The sequence below is a fragment of the Planococcus sp. 107-1 genome (genome assembly GCF_021513255.1).
Taxonomy (GTDB): domain Bacteria; phylum Bacillota; class Bacilli; order Bacillales_A; family Planococcaceae; genus Planococcus.
Window position 1 is genome coordinate 3051840 of sequence record NZ_CP090977.1, and the last position, 22541, is coordinate 3074380.

Sequence of the window (22541 nt, forward strand, 5' to 3'; positions counted from 1 at the left end):
ACTATATTAAGTTCATTCTTCACATCACTGTAACATATGAAGGAAACTCCGCACCTCGATGTAAGCGTTTTATTTGACCGCCATAATTATGATATTTAAATAATTTAATATTAGAAATCCCATTCTAATAGGCTCTGTAAGTTTTGCGAATATTTATATAATGAAATAATAAATTGCTTTGATAACATACTATTTTTATGTTCAAAAACCATTGACTTTACAGTTTTTTCATCATAATATAGGAAAGTTGTTAAAACTAGTGATGTTTATGAAATAATATTATTCGAAACGAGGCTCCATTAATCGCTTCACCCCAACTGAAAAAGATGATGATCTTATTGATTACTTTATTTATTACAATAACAAGTTTCGGAATTACAGGACCGGTCATTCCTGCTTATCTGGAATCGATTAACCAAGGCCGCATGGCTTCTGGAATGATTATAGCCATCTTTGCCAGTGCACAGCTCTTATTCGCTCCCCTTGGCGGAAAATGGACCGATCAATTCGGCCGCCGAAAAATGATCATCATCGGGTTGATGCTCATTACTGCCGGCGGTTTTTTTATTTTATCTAACCGATACATTAGGGGTTCTCTACGTTTCACGGGTCATTAGCGGCATCGGCAATGTCATCGGTCCGATTTCTGCCGGTATGCTTTACGATATCAATTTAGTCGTCCCTTTCATCCTCGGACTGGTAATGCTTGGCATCACGATTTCCATTACGGCCATTTGGCATCTGTCCCGTCTTAAGAAAACGATTGAGCTTGAAGCTAATCTTCCTGTTTCAGCCCTGGCCGATAAATAAAAGAATTCATTTTATAGAAAAGAGGATTTACCTGTAATGTCACCTGAACAAAGAAAGAAAATCACCATCTTGATGGTGAATATGTTTATCGCAATTGCAAGCTTCGGAATTATTGTCCCTATCCTGCCGGCCTACCTGGTTTCTATCAATCAAGGAGGAACGGCGGCGGGATTAATGATCGCCATTTTCGCCGGCGCTCAATTATTGTTCTCACCGCTCGGCGGAAAATGGGCGGATGTCTACGGACCGCGTAAAGTCATCATCATCGGTTTATCGCTACTGACCATTTCTATGCTGATGTTCTATGCCACAGATTCCATCTGGATATTGTACGCTTCCCGCATCGTCGGCGGAATCGGCGACGCGTTCCTCGTCCCCGGAATCTTCACATATGTAGCAGGCATCACTACGCCCGCCCAGCGCGCTAAAGGAACCGGGCTTGTCACAGCTTCCATGTCGCTCGGCTTGGTCATCGGACCTGGAATCGGCGGATTTTTGGCTGAATTCGATTTGAAGCTGCCGTTTCTGGTTTCAGCATTCGTCACATTGACAGCCGTGCTGTTCTCATTTGTCATGCTGAAAGAAATTGCACCGACTGCAGACAGCCAAAAGCAGGCAGAGGAATTTGCAAAAGATGAATCCATGCTTGAGCAGATTGGGCGTTCGGTCAAAATGCCGTATTTCATCCCGCTCATCATCACCTTCGTCATGAGTTTTGGCTTGGTGGCCTATGAGTCGGTCATCGGTATGTACTTAACTACGGAATATGGCTCCACTTCAAAAGATATTGCCCTGATGATTACGGCAACCGGAACCGTTAGTGTCATTGTCCAAATGTTCATTGTTGACCGCCTGGTTCGCCGTTTCGGAGAAGTGCCCGTATTGATCGCATTTCTGGCTCTCGCGACAGTCGGCTTTATGCTGTCCATGGTTGCCGGAAGCTACGCCACGTTTTTCGGCGTTTCGCTCGTCATTTTCCTGGCGATGGCGATCCTGCGCCCCGTGCTCAATATCCTGATTTCGAAGATGGCGCAAGGCGAAGTCGGATTTGCGATGGGCATGAACACTTCGTATATGAGCCTTGGCAATGTCCTTGGACCGTTGTCTGCCGGTTTGCTATTCGATTTCAATATCAATCTTCCCTTTATCCTGGGGCTTGGGCTTTTGATTGTCACTTTATCAATCGCTGTGGCGTGGCGCAGTTCACGCGCTGCTAAGGCCTTGGCACTCATGCATAATGAAGAATTGAAAGCTGAACCTCTTGCTTAGAGGCTCAGCTTTTTCATTGTAAAAATTTCGGTAAAAAAATAATTTAACGCATGAGTTCATTCCGTTGACACGGCCTATGTACTCAAATAATATAGGGAAGCTGAGAAAAAATATTCACAACATTATATAGAAGAAATGAGGGTGTTTCGATGTCGCCAGACCAACGAAAAAAGATTTTTATTTTAATGATTAATATGTTTATTGCCATTGCGAGTTTCGGAATTGTCATTCCGATTCTGCCTTCGTATTTAGAATCGATCAATCAGGGCGGTATGGCTGCCGGTTTGATGATCGCCATTTTTGCTGCCGCGCAATTCCTGTTTTCTCCGATTGCCGGCAAATGGGCGGATCAGTACGGCCGCCGGAAAATGATTATCTACGGCTTGCTTGGTCTGACAATTTCTATGTTTGTCTTTTACGCGTCAGACCTTATTTGGGTTCTTTACATCTCCCGTGTAATCGGCGGCATCGGAGCTGCGATGTTAGTTCCAGCTATCTTCGCCTATATCGCTGATATCACAACTTTTGATCAGCGCGCAAAAGGCACCAGCCTTGTTTCGGCTGCTATGTCGCTTGGGATTGTAGTGGGACCGGGAATTGGCGGATTTTTAGCTGATTACAGCTTGAAGCTGCCATTCCTGATTTCGGCACTTGTTTCATTGGTTGCGGTGCTGTTTTCTGTGGCGCTTTTGAAAGACAGCGACGCTGTGGAAGAAAACCCAGTAGTGGCTGCAGCTGCCCCAGACGATGAATCCATGTTCAAGAAAATCGGCCGTTCAGTAAAAATGCCGTATTTCATTCCCCTCATCATTACATTGGTCATGAGTTTCGGATTGCTTGCTTACGAATCGGTGGTCGGCCTGTATTTAGACAACCAATTCAACTCGACGGCTAAAGACATCGCCTTCATGATTACCGCTACAGGCGTCGTCAGCGTTATCGTTCAATTATTTATCGTGGACCGCATTGTCCGGCGCTTCGGAGAAGTAGCGATATTAGTTTTCTTCCTTGGAGTTACAGCCGTCGGTTTCCTCTTTTCATTATTTGCCGGAAGCTACGCCATGTTCTTCGGCGTATCGCTCGTGATTTTCATGGCGACTTCCATTTTGCGCCCTGTTTTGAACACTTTGATTTCAAAAATGGCTGAAGGCGAAGTTGGATTCGCGATGGGCATGAACAACGCTTATATGAGCATCGGCAATGTCATCGGACCGCTTCTTGCCGGTGTCCTTTACGACGTCAACATCATCTATCCGTTCATTCTGGGCCTTGCGATGCTGTTAGTGACGATGTTCATCACAGTCATGTGGCAACGTTCAAGAACTGCTAAATCCACGGCAACTGTTTAATAAAGTCCAAAATGGAGGGCTCCTTTTATAGGAGCCTTCTTTTTATTGCTTTTTGCTTATACAATTTCGGCTAAACTTTGCGGTATTCCTTATATAGTTGTATAATTATTATACAAACAATCTAAAGAAATGTAGGTAATGCTATGTACAATATTAAAGCAGCTGCCAAAATTTTAGATATGCCGAAAGTGACGATCCGTTCGTGGGAAACCCGTTATAACGCCATTACACCTGCGCGTACGGAATCCGGACACCGGCTTTACTCGGATCAGAACCTCGAAGATTTAAAATGGCTTAAAATTCAAGTGCAAGATCGAGGCATCAAAATCAGTGAAGCCGTGAAGCAATTGCATGCTTCCAAAAGAAATCCTGTCGAAAAAGAGAAAACGCCTGAACCGATAAGTTCAGAGCCTTACCATAAACAAGTCCAGGAACTGTATTTGGCAGCTTCCGAAATGGACACCGAACGTTTCAACTATTTATTGGACCTCCATTTTTCTCTGTTCCATTACCGCACTGTATTCTTTTCCATCATTGTGCCGTTAATGGTGCGGATTGGCGAAGAGTGGGAAAACGGTTCGTTGACGGTAGCGCATGAACATTTGATCACCAATATTGTCCAGCAGCGCTTTAACCAATTTTTCCGCGTATTTCCGATTTCGCCCGAGCTGCCGAAAGTCATGGCACTGTGCCCAAGCGGTGAGCATCACCAATTAGGCTTATTGCTATTCAGTTTGTTCATGCGCGAAAATGGCTACCAAGTGATGTACTTTGGCGAAAATACGCCGCTTGACGGCATTGCCCAGCTGACAATCGAACACGATATTGAAATTACTTGTATGGCGGTTTCTTCCCGCGCATGCTGCCTGTGGTCAATCAATACATCGACAGCATCGCCGCAGAAAAGCCTGAAATGCAATTCTTGATAGGCGGTGCTGGCATCAGCGAACAGAAAGCCGAAAAAAACAGATGGTTCCTTGGCAATTCTTACGAATCATGGCAAGAATGGCTGGATCAACAAGCGAAAAACCCCTTAAGCAGAGCTTAAGGGGTTTTTTTGTATTTATTAGGAGGCTTGCTCTATTTTAAAATTGGGTTTAAGAATAATGGATAGAATATAAGAAATACAAAACAATGCCGCTCACCAAGAAATTCATCGTCCCCATCATCTTGTTTTTTTGGCGAAATTCAGTGATGCCTGAAGTGATAAGCATGAAGGCTAAAAATAATGGCAAATAAGAGATTATGGTCTTAGTTGATTCTTTTGCGGCCAAAACATAGACAGATAAAGCCAAAACTATGGCAGCTAAAAGAAAAGTAAGTTTTTTCAATGGCGGCGCCTCCAAAAATTTCATCAAAATAGCCTGATCAAAATGGCCATCCAGCTGATGGCCATTTTTGATTAGGTTTTTTATTTATTAAAGCAAATCCAGGTCTTGATAATCTTTTTGGTAAGGTCCGTTATCCGTCACTTCCGAATGATACAAGGCTTTCAACGCAAAGTTTTTTTCCAGTTCCATATCTTTCATCAAAACTTTCAAGCGCTTTTTCAGCTCCGGATGATCGTTCACGAGCTGCTCCATCTTTGATTTCGTGTATTTCATGTTTCGTGCCAACTCCTTTCAGATCTCTTGCCCCCATTATACCACCTAGCCGCGGCAAGCTTCAAAATAACGAAAAACGCACCTGCTGCTGCAGATGCGTTTTTCGTTTTATTGCGTTTAGCTGATGACGTGGAAGACGAAATTCATCAGGAACAAACCTGCAATGACGTAAAGCGTCAATGACACTTCCCGCCATTTTCCGATTGCGATTTTCAGCACGGGATACAAGATAAAGCCGATGGCAATACCGTCCGCGATGCTGTACGTAAACGGAATCAATGCAATGATAAATAGCGCCGGGAAACTTTCGCTCATGTCTTTCATGTCCAAGTTGCGGATATTCTGGAGCATCAGTCCGCCAACGATGATCAGGATTGGCGCAATTGCGCTATCCGGAATCAGTTTGATGACAGGGATGAAGAATACCGAAACGAGAAACAGCAATCCGGTTGTGACAGCCGTCAAACCTGTACGGCCCCCAGCAGCCATCGCCGACGCACTTTCAGCACTTGCCACAGTCGGGCTCGTCCCGAAAATGCCGGAAGCCATCGCTGATACGGAAGTTGCCTGGAACGCACGGCCGAATTTTTGCGGACGTTCGATGAAGGACACTTGCCCTTGCACAGTGCCGATGTTTTCAAAGACAATGACCATCGTCAATGAGAAAACAGCAATCCAGAATGTCATCGACAAGATGCCGTCAAAAGTCATCGCACCAAAAACAGCGAACGCTTCCGACAATTCGACGCCGGATCCGCTCATTCCACTCGGATCAATCAATCCGAAAAACGAAGCAATCACTGTACCCAGCACAATCGTAATCAGGAAATTCCCCGGCACATTGCGGATGAATAAGACAATCGCCACGACAAAAGTCAAAACGGTCGCCAATACATGCGCTTCGCCAAGAGAACCCAGCGCCAGAATTGAATTGGAGCCATTCACCACGATGCCGCCTTTTTCAAGACCGATCAGCATGAGGAACAAACCAAGTCCAACCGTAATCGCTTCTTTCAGCGAATATGGCACTGCAGCACTCAGCATTTTTGCCAAACGCGTAAACGCGATAATGACGAAAATGATGCCGGATACAAAAACCACAGTCAATGCTTCTGGCCAAGACAAGCCCATCGATTGCACCATTGTATAAGAGAATAACGCATTGATTCCCATGCCAGGTACAAGCAAAATCGGTGCATTGCCCCAGAAGCCCATGACGAGGCAGCCAAATACGGACGCTGCAATCGTCGCGATAATCGCGGCTTCAAGCGGCATTCCCGATTCGGACAAGATCAATGAGTTGACGGCGATGATGTACACCACTGTGAAAAAGCCGATAACACCTGCCGACATCTCCCGTTTAACTGTCGTTTCGTTCATTTGAAGACCAAAAAACCGGTCCATCCAATTACTCATTTATACGACCTTCTATTAAATTAGCCCTCTCCCAACCCGCTCTTCCCAATAAATAAAATAGGTGAGCCAATATAGGAGTTTAATCGAAAAAGCCAGGTGTGTCAAGGTATGGAGCTTGATACTAATGGGACAGAATTTGCGAACGCGCGCATTTCTGTTTGAACGCACGCATTTCTCTCTGAACGCACGCATCTTGTTTTGAACGAGCGTATTTTTTCCTGAGCGCGCGCAAATTCAAATAAACGCGCACATCGGCTCATCCGTCCTTTTTTCTTTCACTTTTCACAAGCGAAAAGTAAGCACTCAGTTCTTTTGTAAAAATTGCTGCCTCAATTTATTAAGAGAATGCTATACTTCATTTAATTCAATCGAAAGAGGTGTTTTATGGAAAAGAGACCAATCGGAATGATGCCCCGTGCTGAGGGATTAAAGCGGTTAATTAATCGGCTGCCAGCTGAGCATCAAAGTCAAAGTTATCTTCAGAAAGAGCTACACCGCACTACTTCCGGTGCAAGAGGTGAACAGCGAATCGAAACGCGGTTCAACGAGTTTTATTTAGATGAGGATTTTCGTGTGATGTGGAATGTCCAATTACAATTAGGGAATTGGCCGGTCCAAATAGATGGATTGCTTTTGACAAAACGCTGCGCAATCATCATCGAATCCAAAAATATTAGCGGCCAAATCCATTTCGACGAACAGACCGGTGAGTTTTACCGAATTGATGATGATGGCTTAAAGACTGTTATGGAAGATCCCCAGATTCAGCTTCGCAAAAATATCCGATTTTTGTCCGTCTGGTTCAAGAAACATAAGATCTTATTGCCAATTCAAGGCCTTATCGTATTCACAGCGAAAAAATGCGAGTTTATCACGAAACCCACCCGAACGCCTATTTGCAAAACTTATCAAATGCCTGAAATGCTTTTGAAAATTTACGAAGCCCTCCCCCCAACGGCTGCGAACCTTTCACTTCTCAAAATAAAAAATGTACTTCTATCAAGTCAAACCCCTTTTATAGAAATTCCATTGTGTCAACGATATTTTATTCATCCTGGTGAATTGAAGACAGGCGTATATTGCCGAAATTGTCAATTGCCAACAATGTTCCGGACGAAACGGAGCTGGCATTGTCAAACCTGTCATCATCATGACCTGCTGGCTCACGAATTTGCGCTGCAGGAATACTTTTCTTTAATCGATACAACCATCACGAATGAAAGATTCCGCGAGTTTTGCGGGCTCGATTCTCGCCATGTCGCTGGGCGGCTATTAAGCCATTTTGATTTGCAAACGATCGGCGAATCGAAAGCGCGGCGGTATCGGTTGAAAAATTAGAAGTGCACGTATTTTTTGTTGAACGCGCGCATTTCTCTCCAAACGAGCGCATTCCCATTTGAACGCGCGCAAACAAAATCACCTCGCTGAAAAATCAACCTATATGCCAAAACCAGGAGCGTTTCGCCCGCGAAACACCCCGACAAAACAAAAAAACCCCTCATCCGCAGGAAATTCTCTGCAGATAAGGGGTGGATTGAATCTTATTACATGAACATACCGGCGATCGCAGCACTTAGAAGTGAAGCGAGCATACCTGCCGCAACAGCACGAATACCTAGACGCGCGATATCGGGGCGGCGGGACGGTGCCATTGCACCAAGTCCGCCAAGAAGGATTGCAAGTGAACTCAAGTTAGCGAAACCACAGAGGGCAAAGCTGACTACGATTACTGTTTTTGGTGACAAGTCGGCAATTTCAGGGGCAAATGCAGTATAAGCAACGAATTCGTTGAGTACTAATTTTTGTCCGATGAAGCTACCTGCTTGGACGGCTTCCGCCCAAGGAACACCAATAGCCCAAGCAAGTGGTGCGAAGATGACGCCGAGGATGCTTTGGATAGTCAGGTTATCAGCGCCGAACCAGCCGCCGATTCCGCCAAGCACACCATTTAGCAAAGCGATCAATGCGATGAAGGCCAAAAGCATAGCACCGACATTTAATGCCAACTGCAAACCGTCAGATGCACCGCGTGCTGCAGCATCCACAACGTTTACAGATGTTTTGTCTTTTTCCATCACAATGTCTTCTCTTTCTGAAACATCTTCTGTTTCAGGAATCATCATTTTAGCCATGATCAAACCGGCTGGAGCTGCCATGAAACTTGCAGCTAATAAGTATTCAAGCGGTACGCCAAGAAGTGCGTATCCCGCAAGCGTTGAACCGGCTACGGACGCAAGGCCACCTGTCATGACGGCAAACAATTCGGATTTTGTCATGCCTGCGATAAACGGACGGACAACTAGCGGTGCTTCCGTTTGGCCGACGAAAATATTCGCTGCCGCTGAAATCGATTCCGCTTTACTTGTTCCAAGCAGCTTTGATAACGCGCCTCCAAGAAGTTTGATGATGACTTGCATAATGCCAAGATAGTAGAGAACAGAAATTAGAGAAGAGAAGAAGATGATGATTGTCAGTACCTGGAAAGCGAAAACAAAACCGAAATTTGTTGTATCAGCCGCTGGTCCAAATACGAAAGAAATCCCTTCTCCTGCGTAGTTAATTACGTTTTGTACAAGATTAGAAAGGCCGAGCAGGGCTTTTCTTCCTAGATCCCATTCAAGTACCATAAATGCAAAAAGGATTTGGATGGCCAAACCGCCAATAATTGTCCGTGGCTTGATCGATTTTTTACCGCTTGATAAGAGAAAGGCGATTCCCAGTACTACGAAAATCCCAAACATGCCCCATAATAAATTCACAACTTCACCTCATTATTTATTCCATCGTGAAACGCTTACATTTCATGATGGTCGTCTAGCAGATTAGTCCTCTGTCGTCAGACATCTTACCAAATTCTAAAAGAGATGTAAATGGCTATCGTGTGACAAAATGGCTGGCCATAAAAAGTTCCAATGCAATGAAAATTCACTCTTTCTTGATTTCTTTTCTATTTTTTTGCGATGTTTTTTTCCTTAAGAAGAACGCCAGGAAAATCCCGATGCCGCTAAGGACGCCTACAACAATAAAGGAGATATTGACACCGCGCACGAGACCTTCTGCTCCATACTGTTCCGGATCTAAAGCAGTACCGGTCATAATCGTCACCAGCAGCGCTGTGCCGATGGACCCCGATACTTGGCGCATGGTGTTGCTCATTGCCGTGCCGTGCGGAACAAGGCGTTCAGGCAGCTGATTTAAACCTGCAGTCGTGACCGGCATCATCACCATAGAAACGCCGAACATGCGAATGGCATGCATGACTGTTAGATAAGTGAACGAAGTAGCCGTCGTCAATACCGTAAATTGAAAAGTCGAGACGGTGACAATCGACAAACCGACGATGGCCAGCCACTTCCCCGCCAACCGCATCGAAAATCTTCCCCGTGATGGGATTCATGAATCCCATCACCAAAGCACCCGGCAGCAGCATCAAACCCGATTCAAGCGCGCTGAACCCATGCATATTCTGCATATAGATCGGCAATATCGTAGCGCTGCCGATCATCGAGATGAAGACGATGACACTTAAGATAGTAGATAAGGTAAAGATGCCATAAGAAAAAACCTTAAACTCCAAAAGCGGTTCTTTCAAAATCGATTGCCGGTGAATGAAGATGAGTAAAGAAACGATTCCGACCGCGATAGAAATCAGGACCGGCGCACTGCCCCAGCCCATATTGCCGGCACTGGAAAAGCCGTATAGAATTCCGCCGAACCCTAGCGTCGACAGCACCACCGATAAGATATCGAGAGCAGGAAACGTCTGTTTTGTCACATTGCGCAACACAAAATAAGCGAGAACCAAATCGATGATGGCAATCGGGATGACGATGTAAAACAGCGCCGCCATGGATATTGGCCTACTACCCAGCCGGACAAAGTCGGACCGAGGGCTGGCGCAAACGAAATGACAAGGCCGAACAGTCCCATTGCCTGCCGCGCTTTTCCACTGGGAAAACCAAAAAGAGAATTGTCTGGGTCAGCGGCATCATGATGCCGGCGCCAGAAGCTTGAATGATGCGGCCAAGCATCAATAAGTTAAATCCAGGCGCGACTGCACAAATAATCGTACCTAAAGCAAATAAACCAATTGCCGTAAGAAACAATTGCCGGGTTGAAAATTTTCCGATTAAAAATGCAGTTATTGGAATCATGACCCCATTGACTAGCATGAATACGGTTGTCAGCCACTGGGCAGTGTTCGCATTTATCTCCAAATCCTCCATAATATGCGGCAATGCCGTCGCGAGTAAAGTTTGGTTCAAAATCGCAACGAAAACGCCGCCATCAATACAGCTAAAAATGGGCCTCGCCGGAAGTCATTTTCTTTTACGGAAATACTCGCATTCTCCAATAGCTTCACCTGCCTTGTCCTGCTAAAAACAGCAGTTATCCTTAATACCCTGATTACCCTTTGCCAAAAGAAAAAAACGCATAGCTTTTCAGCTATGCGCAACATGTTTTAAGCCGCTTTCTTTTTGCGGTGGTTAATTCGGTAAAAGACAAGATATAACGATGGAATCATGACCAATGTGAACAAGCTCGAGAATGCCAAGCCTGCGATAATGGTAATGGCCAGCGCTTCAAACAGCGGATCTCCTGTCAACGCTACTGGAATCAGCGCCACAATCGAAGTGACCGACGTTAAGATGATCGGTTTAATGCGGGCATATCCAGATTCCATGATGGCTTCTTTGATTTCAAAGTCACCGGACAAGCGACGTGTTTCCACGAAATCGATCAAGACGACTGCGTTTCGCACAACAATCCCGGTCAGTGACACAATTCCCATGACACCTAGGAAACTAAGCGGCGTCTGTGTGATGAACAGGCCAAGAATCGCTCCTGAAATCCCAAGGTAAACGGCCAGCAAGACCAGGAATGGCAAGCTGAACGATTTGAATTGGAAAGCGATGACTAAATACACAAGGAGGATAACCACCAGGAATAAAACCCCGATTTCGGTAAAGAAGGCTTGCTGGTCCGAGTTCTCTCCGCCAGTTGAAATTTCGTAGCCTTCTGGCAATTCCTCTTTTTCTGCATCAACGGTTTCGAGCATCTTATCTTCAAAGCCTTCGATTTCGCCAAATGCTTTTAAGGTAATCGCCCGTTCTGCATTTTGGTGAGGAACTTGCGCAATAGAAGTGGTCTCTTCAGCCGTCAACAATTCATCCAGTCCGACGAATTGCGGCGGTCCTGGCGGTGCCCCTTCTTCAGCTGCTGCAGGCAATTGGAATTGGGCCAAATCAATCGGCTCTCCCGCTTCGATTCCTGCTTGTTTTAAGACGACATCATACGGTGTCTGCCCTTCGTAAATACTCGCTAAAGGAACACCTTGCGTCAGCAATTGCAGCTGTCCAGTTACCGTGCTTAACGGAATCTGGTTTTCTTCCAATGCTTCTGAATTCGGTACATATTCGATCGCTGGAACTTCGTCGCCCAAATCATCTGTTACGACATCTGCTCCATTTTCAAGCATCTTTTCTTTTAAGCTGTCGCGAATAGCTGTCAGCTCTTCCAGGTCCACTCCACTGATTGTTGCCGTTACCGGCGCACCTGTCGGCGGCCCCTGGACAATCGTGCTCAAGAAAATTTCTGCATCCGGGTAGCGTTCACGCAATTCCGGCTGCCATTTTTCAATGAAATCCGCAGCGGTAGTCTGCTCCCGGTCGATGCGGAAGGCGACTTGTCCCGTATTCGCTCCCGTATTGTCCATTGACGAAGCAAATAGATTCGGCAATCCTTCTCCGCTGAAAACAGAGATTTCATCGATATGTTCATCTTCATTTCTTAATTGCTCCGTTAATTCAGTCAAGAATTCATCTGTTTCTTCAATGCTTGTGCCTTCCGCCAAGCGGACGTCCATCGTCACTTCTTTGCGGTCAGCAGCCGGGAAGAACTCAAACGGCGTAAAGAAAGCAAGCGACAATAGTCCAGTAGCAACTAACAAGCCGCTAAGGCCGACCAAAAGCGGCCGTTTTAAAACACCGCGCAAGATTTTATCCGAATAGACTTTCGCAAGCCATTCAAGCGGTTTCCCTAAAAAACCGGGAGTATCGGAGATTTTCTTCACCTTACGCTTCGTTTTCAAATACTGCATCATCGGCACTAATGTAATGGAAAGAACCGTAGATGCAATAATGGTTGTAATCAAAATGCTTGGCAACGCCTTGATAAACGCCCCATTCCCTCCAGATAGGAGTAATAATGGAGAAAACGTCACAACGATCGCTAGACTGGAAGAAATAATGGAAGGATAAACTTCCCTGACGCCCGTAATCGCACCATTTAGCGGTGAATCGCCAAGCTTATAGCGCCGTTGAATATTGTCATTGACTACAATACTGTCGTCGACCAGTATCCCGATGGCAATAATCAACCCAATGACTGAAATTTGATTTAAGTCAACGCCGAGCAGCGGGATCGGAATTAGTCCGATTAATACAGAAGCCAGAACCGTCAAGGCTACTGTAAATGCGCCATAAATCGTCAAGCCGGCTGTCGTAACGACCAAAACAGCAAGTACGGCGATCAATAAAGAAACATATAATCCTTCAAAAATCGTATTGACGTTTTCCGCTTGCGACTCATAACGTTCTGCCTCTACCCCTGCAGGCAATTCGTCCGTAAATGCTTCAATAATTTCTGAAACATTTTTATCAACAGAAGGAACATCTTGGGCCGTCTTCAAGAATACGGTATAAGAAATGGCAGACTCGCCTTCGAAAGTCACAATATCTTCCGTTTCCTGGTCGACAAGTTCAATCGTTGCAACTTCTTCCAATGGAACAGCCGCAGATCCGACTTGCAAAGCTTTCAACTTCTCGATGCCGTTTTCTTGCTGCACCGTCAATACGAGCTGTTCGTTGCCATTGTCATGGGTTCCAAGAGAAATCGGCTGATTTGCCTGCTGCAAAGATTCAATGACTTCAAACGGCTGGAGCTGATTGGCCGCCAACTGTTCCGTGTCCAGTTCAATCAATACTTGCTGGCTGTTCAAGCCTTTAACCGTCGTACCGGCAACTCCGTCCACGGATTCCACTTCATCGGATAACTCAGCAAGCGCTTCTTCCATATTCGCTAGCTCTGCCTCGTCTCCGTAAAACATATAAGAAACCAATGGGAATGTCAGATCCAGCTTTTCAACGGTTGGTGTTTGAGCCTGATCCGGGAATTGGCCTGTTGCCCGCTGCACTTGCTGCTGAATTTCATTTACCCGCTCATCGGGATCGAAGCCATCTTCAATTTCCAGCGTAATGATGGAAGCTGAATTCGAAGAAATGGATTGCACAGAAGCCACACCATCTGCTTTCTGAATTTCTCTTTCAATCGGATTGGTGATGGAATTCTCGATTTCTTCCGGGCCGGCCCCTGGCAAAATGGTCGAAATCAACACCAGGCTAGGCGGAGTTTCTGGAATTTCGCGCTGCGGCAATGTAGTGAATACATATACACCAATCAACATTAATATGAATATCAGGAATAAAAAAAGTTTTCCCCGCTCTAATATGTATTTCATTTTCAAACCCCTTTCATGTTTTGTATAAGTATTGTATAACTAACTACTGACTATTTCCACAATTCAGCTCTAAATCCCCGTAAAAAGATGAATTGAGGAGAATTCCCTCAATTCATCTTTAAAGAGGCTGTATCGTTTTTTGCTTGAGATAATATGCAATTGCAAAAATAGCAAGCGGCGGAACGATACATAAACGGAACCAGATCCCTTGGCCGCCAAGAAAAATCGAGAGCATGGGGACCAAAAGTGCTGCTCCACTCCAAACCAAAGTTTTCCATGAATGTTTCCATAGACCGTAAATGAACAAAGCAATTGAGACAATGACCAGCGCCCATAAGAGAATACCAACAAGGAAGAATCCCATTTTTTGCTCCTCCCGACCTGCTAACGGATGATTTTCTACCCTATACCCTTTTCCTTACTTTTTTATACAACGAAATGTAAGAAAGCCGAACAGCAAGGATCTCCGTTCGGCTTTCGCATGCTATAGATTTTTGATGAACAGGCGGATGACATCAGCGCCGCCAATGATATTCCCTGCTGCTGTCCCTAAATTGGTAAGGACCACAACCAGCAGAACGCGCGTGACTTTATTGTCCCAGAAGCCTTTAATCGTAAATACGTCTTTTGAAAGAGTTTCAAAATCTCCGACATTCGGCCGGCGCACATACGCTTGGGCAAGGCCCGAGAACCAGCCTGCGGCCAGCAAAGGATGCAGCGCACCAATCGGTCCTCCGACAAATGCGGTCAAGATGGCAAATGGGTGGCCAAATGCGACCGCTGCCCCGATGGCACCGAGCGATGCGGTCCACAGCACCCAGCTGATCGTTTGGTCGATTCCGGCTGCCGGATTGTTGTAAAACGTAATCGCAATTAATGCGACCAATACGAGCGGAATCATCCAGCCAATAATTTTCGGCCACTTCGACTTCTCCGGCACTTTTGACAGTTTCGCTAAATCATGTTCGTTATGGATTTCTTTAGTGATTCCCGGTACATGGGCCGCCCCAAGAACCGCCACGATTTTTTCGCCGGGAGCCTCTTTGATCTTCTGGGCCAAATACTGGTCCCGCTCATCAATAAGCGGCGTTTTCAACTTAGGAAAAGATTGTGTGAAATCGTCCAGCACAGCATTTAACGTATCTTGCGATTTCATCTTTTCTAGGTCTTCTTCTGAAATGGTTTCTTTGCTGAAGATGCTGAAAAACACCGAAGTCAGAAGCTGCGCTTTGCCCATAACGCCAAGATTTCCCCAAATCCGTGAGAAAGTCACTTGAATGTTCCGGTCAGCCAGCACCAGTTCAGCGCCTGTCGCTTTTGCCGATTCAATGCCTTGAATCATTTCCTGCCCCGGTTTGATGTCGAACTGATCAGCCAACCGGTTCTGGAAAGAAGAAATGGCCAAGTTCATCAATAACAGACTGGCTTTCTTTTCTTTTAGGACTTTGAAGATGTCCGTTTCTTTCCATTTGCTATTTTCAGTAACGGACTGGTAACGCTGTGCATCCAATTCGATGCACACCGAATCCGGGCGTTCCTGTTCAATGACGGTTTTTACTTGTTCCGCACTTTGCCGGGAAACGTGGGCCGTACCGATTAAAACAATCTCGCGGCCGTCCAGCTGAATGCGTGTAATATTTTCTTCCTGCATGAATTTACTTCCTTTATAGAACCTAATTTCCCCTCGCGCACTGCGTGAAAAGACTGTCTATTTCAATAATGAATCACATTGCCAAAAATATCAATGCCCGACTCTTCAGTTCTTCAACTTTCAAGGGTTCCCCGTCACAAATCATTTGCGTTGAAGGTATCCCCGGCTTGAAGGTTACCGGCTTCAAAGCCTTTGTAGAACCAGTTCTTACGCTGTTCAGAAGTGCCGTGCGTGAAACTTTCAGGCACGACGTAGCCGCGCGAGCGCTGCTGGATCGTATCATCTCCGACTGCACTTGCAGCAGTCAGCGCTTCATCCAAATCCCCTTCTTCGAGAAGGTCCATCCCTTGTGCATGGTGGGCCCAGACGCCGGCATAATAATCCGCTTGAAGCTCGAGCTTCACTTGCAGCTTATTGTATTCCTCTTCACTCAATTGATTTCTGAGCGGCTGGACTTCTTTCATGACCCCGAGCAAGTTCTGCACGTGGTGCCCGACCTCATGGGCGATTACGTAAGCCATCGCGAAATCACCGGGTGCTTGGAACTGATTCTGAAGCTCTTCATAAAAACTGAGGTCGATGTATAATTTCTGGTCTCCCGGACAATAAAACGGTCCGACTGCAGCCCCTGCTGTTCCGCAAGCAGAATTTACACTGCCATCGAAAAGCACTAAGGTCGGCTCCACGTACTCCAGGCCTTCCTCTTCAAAAACCTGCGCCCATACCGTTTCCGTATCCGCCAAGACAACTGCCACAAAATCGGATAGCTCTGCTTCCTGCTCGGTTTCCACGTAAGGTTCGTTTGTCTGCGTTCCGCCTGAATCTAAGCCATTCAATATCGCTCCTGGATCTCCGCCAAGAAATGCAACAAGCAGAACAATCAGCAATCCGCCAATTCCGCCGCCGGCAACTAGCTTACCGCCGCCTCCCGACCCACGCCTGTCTTCTACATTTCCACTCGCTTTTCTGCCTCGCCACTTCATCAAACCACTCCTTCAACAACCTCTTTCTCCCGTTATACCCCTATTTACAAGTTTTCAAATCAATACACGGAAAGCCGATATATCAAGAACCGTTCCCGAAGATTCTTTCCGGAAGAAGGCAATTCAATTTCTTCAGCCACTTCGAACGGAGTCCGCTGCGCCAAATAACCGATAAAGTCATCAGAAGGAAAAAATAAGATCAAGTCTATTTCCCTTGCTCTTTGTTCATATGATTTCATGATGTTATTGACAACCGCGATGAAAATCTGAACAGAAAAGGGATTGAAGAAATAGAATTTATTATCTGTTTCTTCCACCTTGTATTCTTCAGCCAAACACTAGATAAATCGGATGCTTCCTCCTGTCTTCCGTTTCTTTTCATAAGCCTGTAAATTTTCTTGCGCCTGCTGATGAAAATCAGGATCCATTTCTATTCCGGCAGTTTGGGCTCCAAAGCGGTGATGAACGTAAAAGTTCAACCGCCCTTTCCGCTGCCAAAATCGACGAGCCGATCCGAAGAAGATAAGGAGTACCGGTCGAACAATTTATCAAGAAGCGAATAAGGCGTCGGTTCATAGCGATTGTGATGAACCGATTCGGGAAACCCTTGCTGGATTTCCGACGTTTGGATAGTTAATTCCTTGTCTCTCCGCTGTTCTTCCATAACACAGCTCCTTTCTTTTTAACTAAATCAAGTCAGCATGGCTTGCAATATTCCATTATTTTTGATATGGTCTAGCTAATTCAATATTTTCTTGCCCGGATATTCCGGGTGAGGATAGAGGTGCAAAGACCATCAGTACGCTTACCGAGGAGTATGGGATCCGTTGACGTTTGCTGAAAGGGGAATTTGCCGAAGCGATGAAAGGCTCATACTGGCTATCGCTGGTTCTGCATTGAATAAATGCTGAACTGTCATATAGGAAACTATATGGAGGGCTATCTGACACAAAGAAACAAGCGCATGACATTGTTTCTATGGCAGCAACGAGACCCTCGTTGCTGCTTTTTGTTTGTTAAAGACCGACCCGTTTACCTCTAAAAGCAAACCAAAAAAATGAGAAAAGGGTGGTACGATGAATTTCGGACAAGTAGTGACAGCAATGGTGACGCCATTCGACGCACAAGGTGATATAGATTTTCAGGCAACCAAAAAACTAGTGGAGCATTTGATCGCGAACGGCACGGACGCGCTAGTCGTAGCCGGTACAACCGGTGAATCTCCTACGCTGTCAACGGATGAAAAAATTGAGCTATTTAAGTTTGTGGTTAAAATAACCGACGGACGCATCCCGGTCATTGCAGGCACAGGCTCTAACGATACGCGTTCTTCGCTTTCGCTCACGCGCGCAGCAGAAGAAATCGGCGTGGACGGCGTCATGCTCGTGACCCCATATTACAATAAACCTTCCCAGGAAGGCATGTTCCAGCATTTCCAAGCAATCGCCGCTTCAACGTTCCTGCCTGTGATGCTTTATAATATTCCAGGGCGCAGTGTCGTGAACCTGTCTCCTGAAACCACCATTCGCCTGTCTGCCATCAAAAACATCGTGGCGATAAAAGAAGCCAGCGGCGATCTGGATGCAGCAGCGGCAATTATTGAAAATACACCAGCTGACTTTGCGGTTTACAGCGGAGATGACGGCTTGACCTTGCCAATGCTTTCAATCGGCGGACAAGGCATCGTTTCGGTTGCAGCCCATATTATCGGGAACGATATGCAAGAAATGATTACCCTGTTCAAAGGCGGCAATGTCCAAGAAGCGGCAGCTCTTCACCGTAAACTCTTGCCGGTGATGCATGCGTTATTTGCGGCGCCAAACCCGGTGCCTGTAAAAACAGCCTTGAACTTAAGCGGCATAGAAGTTGGCGGTGTGCGTTTGCCAATGATCCCATTGAATGAGCAGGAACAGCAAGCTCTTCAGCACGTGCTTTCGGAAAGTCCAGCTAATCTTTCTAAACTTTAAATCCATTTCATTCAACGAAAAAACTGCTGAAGCAGCTTGATGCTTCAGCAGTTTTTTATGGATTGGCAGTAAGTTTTTTAAACGTTTGTTTCAAGCTGCCGCCAAGCGAAAGCTGGCTGACATCGATTCCCAGGCTGATCATCGTCTGTGCCATTTCCGGACGGATGCCGGTCAGCATGCTGTGCACGCCAACCAGCCTTAATGACTGGGTCACTCGGATAATCTGCTCCGCTACTACCGCATCGACTTTAATGACCCCGGACAAATCAATAATCAAGGTTGAGATTTTTAAACGGCTGGCTTCCAGTAAGGTCTTTTCCAATATGTACTGAGCCCGATCGATATCAATTTCTCCAATCAATGGCAAAATAGCGATTTGATCGTTGACAGGCACCACCGGGGCAGACAATTTCATGAATTCATCCCGCGCATCGCTCAAGCTCTTCTGGTATGAATTGATATAGGCAAAGCTATAGGAATACGCCGCGTGATCCAAAAGTGTATGGAAATACTCCATAATTTCAAAAAGGTGCTCGAGCTTGATTTGATTGCGCAGCGCTTCGGTCTTAATGATCTTGCCGATATGCTTTCGGTAAAGAGATGTTTCTGCCAAAGCAGCATCAAGCGCCATATTTTGATCGAGAAAATAATTCCCGGTTTTTTCTCCCCAAACAGAAATTTCATCGTAAGCTGTTTGCGGATCCAAAAAATGTTCAAATGACTGGGCAAGCAAACCGATAAAGCCTGCGCGGAATTCAGTGACTGCATCGATAAAACCAGCGTATTCTTTCGCTTCTTCAAAACTGATGTCTTTAGAAACTTCTTCCTGTATCAATTCAGCGATGACATAGCGTTCTTCTTCCACCCGTTTGCCTAGCATTTTAATTTCTTTATCCATCCTGATCCCCCATGGTTTGAATTCAGTAGTGTTTTGAATCCATTATAACCGCCTTTCAGGTTCACGGCATACTTTTATTTAAAAGAAATTAAACCGTCTGCAAGCAAGCTTGACCAGCCACCCACACCTTCTATTTTTAAAATGCCGTCACCCGATTGCGGCCGCCCTTTTTCGAAGCATACAAGGCTTTATCTGCCCGGCTGTATAATGTGATGCCGTTATCTTTTTCCGAAAAAGATGCAAGGCCGATACTGACAGTGATTGCTGCATGGGCCCATTCATCCTGCTCCACACGCATTCGGATCTCTTCCGCTAAGCTTTTTGCCTGCAAGTGGTCAAACCCGGGCAATACGATGATAAACTCTTCTCCGCCAAGTCTTGCTACAATGCCAAAGGCTTCTGCTTCGCTCCGCAATTTATCAGCCAGTTCACGGAGCACCAAATCCCCTATATGATGGCCATATGTATCATTGACGTTCTTGAAAAAATCGATATCGATCACCAATGCAGCGAGCGGCAATCCTTCTCGTGCCCGCCCAATTAAATTATCCATTTCCTTTTCCAAATAGCGCCGATTTTTCAAGCCGGTTAAAGGATCCGTGTTTGCGAGATGCTTCAAGCCGCTATTAAGCTTTTCGAGTTCCAGCTGCTTCATTTCCACTTCCGAAAGAAGAGTCTGAAGCTTTGCATAAGCTTCCGCCGATTCCTGATTGATTCTTTCGGCCTTTTGCTTTGCCAAAAGCAGCTCCTTCTCGTATTCACCCCGGATGCTCATTTCGATCAACGCACATTCAAAAAAGCCATTCCGCTCAACGCTATTCATCAAAACCGGGATAGGCCCTTTCTGGCTTTTGATGGTGAGGGACATTTCAGTGACTTTTTTATGTAAAGTGATGGCCGGCAAAAAATAAGTTTGGAAATAAACCATCGAAGCAACCGTCAATAGTTGATGTACATGCTCCGGAACTGCATCTTTTCCGATTATCTTTTTCATCTCTTCGTTCACTTCGATAATCCGGCATTCGTGGTCCATTACCAGGTAACCGAAGGGTGCCTGATTTAACCGTTCCTCCATCTCGCTCGCCTCTATTCCTTCAAATACGCCTGGATGTGAGCGATGGTCTCTTCTGCATCACTTAAATGCGGATTATGTCCCTTGGCTTCCATGAGAACCAGTCGGCTGTTTTCAATTTTAGCATTTACGTAGCGCCCGACTTCAACCGGTGCAATCGCATCAAATTGAGTCTGCAGGATCAAGGTCGGAACTTTCACTTTCCCCAGCTCTTCCCGCATATCGGACTTGAATGTAACTTCTGCAAATTGGCGCGCAATGACAGGATCATTCGAGCAAAGAATACTTTCGAAATCGTCTGTTAAAGTGGGCCGGTCGCTATTTTGCATGATGACAGGCGCCAAATACTTCGCCCATTCCTTATAATTCACTTCCATCATATCAAGCAATTCATCGATATCAGTTGGTTCAAACCCGCCTCGATAACCTTCCTCGTTCATATAATAAGGCGAAGGCGCAATCATTATCAGTTTCGTGATCAATTCCGGACGTTCGTTCGATGCCAGCATGCCGATCATGCTGCTGACGGAATGGCCGACAAAGACTACATTCCGAAGATCCAAGGCGTCGCATAAATCGAATAGGTCCTGTTTATAGCCGTGCAGCGTACTGTAGCGTTCCGTCGAGTATTTCGATTTATCGCTTTTTCCCGATCCTACATAATCGAAAAGCACCACTCGGTATCGGCCTTCAAATGCTGGCGCAATACGATTCCATACATATTGATCACATCCAAATCCATGGGCAAATACCAGTGTCTGCTTTCCTTCCCCTATAATCCGTACATTATTTCTTTTGATAATCGCTTCTTTCACCCATTACCACTCCCATTGCGTCATTGCCGATTACGTAAAAATAACCGCTACCGTTCATACTACCATCTCTCGCTAAAAGTAACAGCCGTTCAATCTGGCTGTTCGAATGTATAGCCAATTCCCGCCATTAGTCCGTTAAATAACTAGTTGCCTCCTGGATGACTGAGTCTAAATGCTAAGGATTCCCAACTGCCATTAAGGCCTTTATAACCAGCCATTATTTTTTCATCCCAAATAAAAAACGAACCCGTTCGGCTCGTTTTTTATTTGGTCAATCTTCCAGCTTCATGCGTTTTCGGATTCCCCCGAGACTTCAGTGCCGATTTCAAGCGGTTCGTGCAGACTGCCGGATGTCGGCGGCGCTGGCGGCGCATCTTCTATCACTTTCTTTACTTGCACCGAATTCATCTTTTCGGTCAGTTTCGGCATGAGGCTCCGCGACAACGCGGTTCCTTTCACTTTCGTTCCTACTCCAATGGATTCCTGCGGGTCATCGATCAGGCTGATGATCGCCTCAATGACCGGTTCCGGTTCGTCCATCGGCTTCATTTCCGCTTCGTGCCCTGTGTAGTTGGCCGTATGCAGAAACCACGGCGTGTCGGTCGCCCATGGATGGACCATGCAGACATGAATATTCTGATGGCCTTCCAATTCGATTTCCTGATAAAGGGAAGCCGTTAACCCGATCACTGCAAATTTCGTCGTACTATAGGGAGTATAGTACGGGAAAGGCACTTTTCCTGCGACCGAACCGATATTGATCAAGGTGCCATGTCCTTGCTGCTTAAACTGGCGCAGTGCATAATGGCTGCCAATCAGCGTACCGATGACATTGATTTCAACTGCGCGTGCCATGTCCTTCCCTGGCACTTCCGTATAAGGGCCGATCGCCCCCACCGCTGCGTTATTAATCCAGACATCGATTTTCCCGAAAGTGGATAGCGCCGTCTCAAAAAGATGCTTCATATCTTTTTCCTTGCTGACGTCTGTGGTAACGGCAATGGCATTCGAACCCAGTTCATTGGCCAATTCCTCTAACAATGCAGTTCGGCGGGCAGCGAGAACCACATTCGCTCCGTCAGCCGCCAATTGCCTCGCTGCCCCTTTTCCAAAACCGCTTGAAGCACCGGTAATAACAACCGTCAAACCCTGCCTTTTTTCATTTTCAGCCATGCGATTTCCTCCTTG

Annotated in this window: 19 protein-coding genes, 2 pseudogenes and 1 riboswitch; of the genes and pseudogenes, 7 read left to right on the top strand and 14 right to left on the bottom strand. The window is 45.9% G+C overall.

The genetic code is table 11. From position 1 onward, the window contains the following. The first annotated feature begins 329 nt into the window (after positions 1-329). The 5 genes from L0M13_RS15780 (at position 330) to L0M13_RS15800 (ending at position 4354) form a co-directional block, all read left to right on the top strand. Positions 330-617, top strand: coding sequence for an MFS transporter (locus L0M13_RS15780; protein WP_260107666.1), 288 nt, complete (start codon positions 330-332; stop codon positions 615-617). Positions 618-654: 37 nt separating this feature from the next. Continuing rightward, a complete protein-coding gene (locus L0M13_RS15785) occupies positions 655-810 on the top strand; it encodes a hypothetical protein (protein WP_235197389.1) in 156 nt (51 codons plus the stop codon). 36 nt (positions 811-846) lie between these two features. Continuing rightward, on the top strand, positions 847-2079 hold the full coding sequence (locus tag L0M13_RS15790; protein WP_235197390.1) for an MFS transporter: 1233 nt from the start codon (positions 847-849) through the stop codon (positions 2077-2079). Positions 2080-2228: 149 nt separating this feature from the next. Further along, a complete protein-coding gene (locus tag L0M13_RS15795) occupies positions 2229-3428 on the top strand; it encodes an MFS transporter (RefSeq protein ID WP_235197391.1) in 1200 nt (399 codons plus the stop codon). A 143-nt stretch (positions 3429-3571) separates the two neighbouring features. Then, positions 3572-4354, top strand: coding sequence for a MerR family transcriptional regulator (locus L0M13_RS15800; protein ID WP_235197392.1), 783 nt, complete (start codon positions 3572-3574; stop codon positions 4352-4354). A gap of 171 nt (positions 4355-4525) precedes the next feature. On the opposite strand, the gene L0M13_RS15805 is transcribed toward L0M13_RS15800, so the two are convergent. The 3 genes from L0M13_RS15805 to L0M13_RS15815 all read right to left on the bottom strand — a co-directional run bounded on the left by L0M13_RS15805 (position 4526) and on the right by L0M13_RS15815 (position 6448). Continuing rightward, on the bottom strand, positions 4526-4759 hold the full coding sequence (locus tag L0M13_RS15805) for a DUF3953 domain-containing protein (protein WP_235197393.1): 234 nt from the start codon (positions 4757-4759) through the stop codon (positions 4526-4528). Between the two features lie 87 nt (positions 4760-4846). Then, positions 4847-5032 (bottom strand): hypothetical protein, encoded by a 186-nt coding sequence (locus L0M13_RS15810; protein WP_235197394.1) that lies wholly within the window; start codon positions 5030-5032, stop codon positions 4847-4849. Between the two features lie 117 nt (positions 5033-5149). Continuing rightward, positions 5150-6448 (bottom strand): NCS2 family permease, encoded by a 1299-nt coding sequence (locus L0M13_RS15815; RefSeq protein ID WP_235197395.1) that lies wholly within the window; start codon positions 6446-6448, stop codon positions 5150-5152. A gap of 384 nt (positions 6449-6832) precedes the next feature. Here L0M13_RS15815 and L0M13_RS15820 point away from each other — a divergent pair, with 384 nt between their 5' ends. Next, positions 6833-7786, top strand: a complete 954-nt coding sequence (locus L0M13_RS15820) for a nuclease-related domain-containing protein (protein ID WP_235197396.1) — start codon at positions 6833-6835, stop codon at positions 7784-7786. A gap of 206 nt (positions 7787-7992) precedes the next feature. On the opposite strand, the gene L0M13_RS15825 is transcribed toward L0M13_RS15820, so the two are convergent. The 7 genes and pseudogenes from L0M13_RS15825 to L0M13_RS15855 all read right to left on the bottom strand — a co-directional run bounded on the left by L0M13_RS15825 (position 7993) and on the right by L0M13_RS15855 (position 17265). Continuing rightward, positions 7993-9207, bottom strand: coding sequence for a NupC/NupG family nucleoside CNT transporter (locus L0M13_RS15825; protein ID WP_235197397.1), 1215 nt, complete (start codon positions 9205-9207; stop codon positions 7993-7995). Between the two features lie 166 nt (positions 9208-9373). After that, positions 9374-10752 (bottom strand): annotated as a pseudogene (locus L0M13_RS15830) (MDR family MFS transporter). 158 nt (positions 10753-10910) lie between these two features. Then, entirely contained in the window at positions 10911-13967 is a 3057-nt protein-coding gene (locus L0M13_RS15835; RefSeq protein ID WP_235197398.1) for an efflux RND transporter permease subunit, read from the bottom strand. Between the two features lie 118 nt (positions 13968-14085). Next, positions 14086-14331 (bottom strand): hypothetical protein, encoded by a 246-nt coding sequence (locus L0M13_RS15840; RefSeq protein WP_235197399.1) that lies wholly within the window; start codon positions 14329-14331, stop codon positions 14086-14088. Between the two features lie 120 nt (positions 14332-14451). Then, positions 14452-15618, bottom strand: a complete 1167-nt coding sequence (locus tag L0M13_RS15845) for a TraB/GumN family protein (protein ID WP_235197400.1) — start codon at positions 15616-15618, stop codon at positions 14452-14454. A 134-nt stretch (positions 15619-15752) separates the two neighbouring features. Next, on the bottom strand, positions 15753-16601 hold the full coding sequence (locus L0M13_RS15850; RefSeq protein ID WP_235197401.1) for a KPN_02809 family neutral zinc metallopeptidase: 849 nt from the start codon (positions 16599-16601) through the stop codon (positions 15753-15755). A gap of 59 nt (positions 16602-16660) precedes the next feature. Next, positions 16661-17265: pseudogene (locus tag L0M13_RS15855) on the bottom strand (SAM-dependent methyltransferase). A 107-nt stretch (positions 17266-17372) separates the two neighbouring features. After that, a riboswitch (Lysine riboswitch) is annotated at positions 17373-17551 on the top strand. A 126-nt stretch (positions 17552-17677) separates the two neighbouring features. On the opposite strand from L0M13_RS15855, the gene dapA reads away from it, so the two are divergent. Next, positions 17678-18568, top strand: coding sequence for a 4-hydroxy-tetrahydrodipicolinate synthase (gene dapA, locus L0M13_RS15860; RefSeq protein ID WP_235197402.1), 891 nt, complete (start codon positions 17678-17680; stop codon positions 18566-18568). A gap of 55 nt (positions 18569-18623) precedes the next feature. Here dapA and L0M13_RS15865 read toward each other — a convergent pair whose 3' ends face one another. The 4 genes from L0M13_RS15865 to L0M13_RS15880 all read right to left on the bottom strand — a co-directional run bounded on the left by L0M13_RS15865 (position 18624) and on the right by L0M13_RS15880 (position 22526). Further along, a complete protein-coding gene (locus tag L0M13_RS15865) occupies positions 18624-19466 on the bottom strand; it encodes an STAS domain-containing protein (RefSeq protein ID WP_235197403.1) in 843 nt (280 codons plus the stop codon). A 136-nt stretch (positions 19467-19602) separates the two neighbouring features. Then, complete coding sequence (locus tag L0M13_RS15870; protein ID WP_235197404.1) at positions 19603-20541, bottom strand: GGDEF domain-containing protein; 939 nt, start codon at positions 20539-20541, stop codon at positions 19603-19605. Positions 20542-20552: 11 nt separating this feature from the next. Then, the gene (locus L0M13_RS15875; protein WP_235197405.1) at positions 20553-21353 is read right to left on the bottom strand and encodes an alpha/beta fold hydrolase; all 801 of its coding nucleotides are present in this window, start codon (positions 21351-21353) and stop codon (positions 20553-20555) included. Between the two features lie 285 nt (positions 21354-21638). Then, positions 21639-22526 carry an SDR family NAD(P)-dependent oxidoreductase gene (locus L0M13_RS15880; protein WP_235197406.1) on the bottom strand — a complete coding sequence of 296 codons (888 nt, stop codon included), beginning with the start codon at positions 22524-22526 and terminating at the stop codon, positions 21639-21641. Positions 22527-22541: the final 15 nt, after the last annotated feature.

What these genes read in the sequence shown, in the direction of transcription:
- L0M13_RS15780 (WP_260107666.1), top strand. Translation starts at nt 330, where the DNA reads ATGATCTTATTGATTACTTTATTTATTACAATAACAAGTTTCGGAATT.
- L0M13_RS15785 (WP_235197389.1), top strand. Translation starts at nt 655, where the DNA reads ATGCTTTACGATATCAATTTAGTCGTCCCTTTCATCCTCGGACTGGTA.
- L0M13_RS15790 (WP_235197390.1), top strand. Translation starts at nt 847, where the DNA reads ATGTCACCTGAACAAAGAAAGAAAATCACCATCTTGATGGTGAATATG.
- L0M13_RS15795 (WP_235197391.1), top strand. Translation starts at nt 2,229, where the DNA reads ATGTCGCCAGACCAACGAAAAAAGATTTTTATTTTAATGATTAATATG.
- L0M13_RS15800 (WP_235197392.1), top strand. Translation starts at nt 3,572, where the DNA reads ATGTACAATATTAAAGCAGCTGCCAAAATTTTAGATATGCCGAAAGTG.
- L0M13_RS15810 (WP_235197394.1), bottom strand. Translation starts at nt 5,032, where the DNA reads ATGAAATACACGAAATCAAAGATGGAGCAGCTCGTGAACGATCATCCG.
- L0M13_RS15815 (WP_235197395.1), bottom strand. Translation starts at nt 6,448, where the DNA reads ATGAGTAATTGGATGGACCGGTTTTTTGGTCTTCAAATGAACGAAACG.
- L0M13_RS15820 (WP_235197396.1), top strand. Translation starts at nt 6,833, where the DNA reads ATGGAAAAGAGACCAATCGGAATGATGCCCCGTGCTGAGGGATTAAAG.
- L0M13_RS15835 (WP_235197398.1), bottom strand. Translation starts at nt 13,967, where the DNA reads ATGAAATACATATTAGAGCGGGGAAAACTTTTTTTATTCCTGATATTC.
- L0M13_RS15840 (WP_235197399.1), bottom strand. Translation starts at nt 14,331, where the DNA reads ATGGGATTCTTCCTTGTTGGTATTCTCTTATGGGCGCTGGTCATTGTC.
- L0M13_RS15845 (WP_235197400.1), bottom strand. Translation starts at nt 15,618, where the DNA reads ATGCAGGAAGAAAATATTACACGCATTCAGCTGGACGGCCGCGAGATT.
- L0M13_RS15850 (WP_235197401.1), bottom strand. Translation starts at nt 16,601, where the DNA reads ATGAAGTGGCGAGGCAGAAAAGCGAGTGGAAATGTAGAAGACAGGCGT.
- dapA (WP_235197402.1), top strand. Translation starts at nt 17,678, where the DNA reads ATGAATTTCGGACAAGTAGTGACAGCAATGGTGACGCCATTCGACGCA.
- L0M13_RS15865 (WP_235197403.1), bottom strand. Translation starts at nt 19,466, where the DNA reads ATGGATAAAGAAATTAAAATGCTAGGCAAACGGGTGGAAGAAGAACGC.
- L0M13_RS15870 (WP_235197404.1), bottom strand. Translation starts at nt 20,541, where the DNA reads ATGGAGGAACGGTTAAATCAGGCACCCTTCGGTTACCTGGTAATGGAC.
- L0M13_RS15880 (WP_235197406.1), bottom strand. Translation starts at nt 22,526, where the DNA reads ATGGCTGAAAATGAAAAAAGGCAGGGTTTGACGGTTGTTATTACCGGT.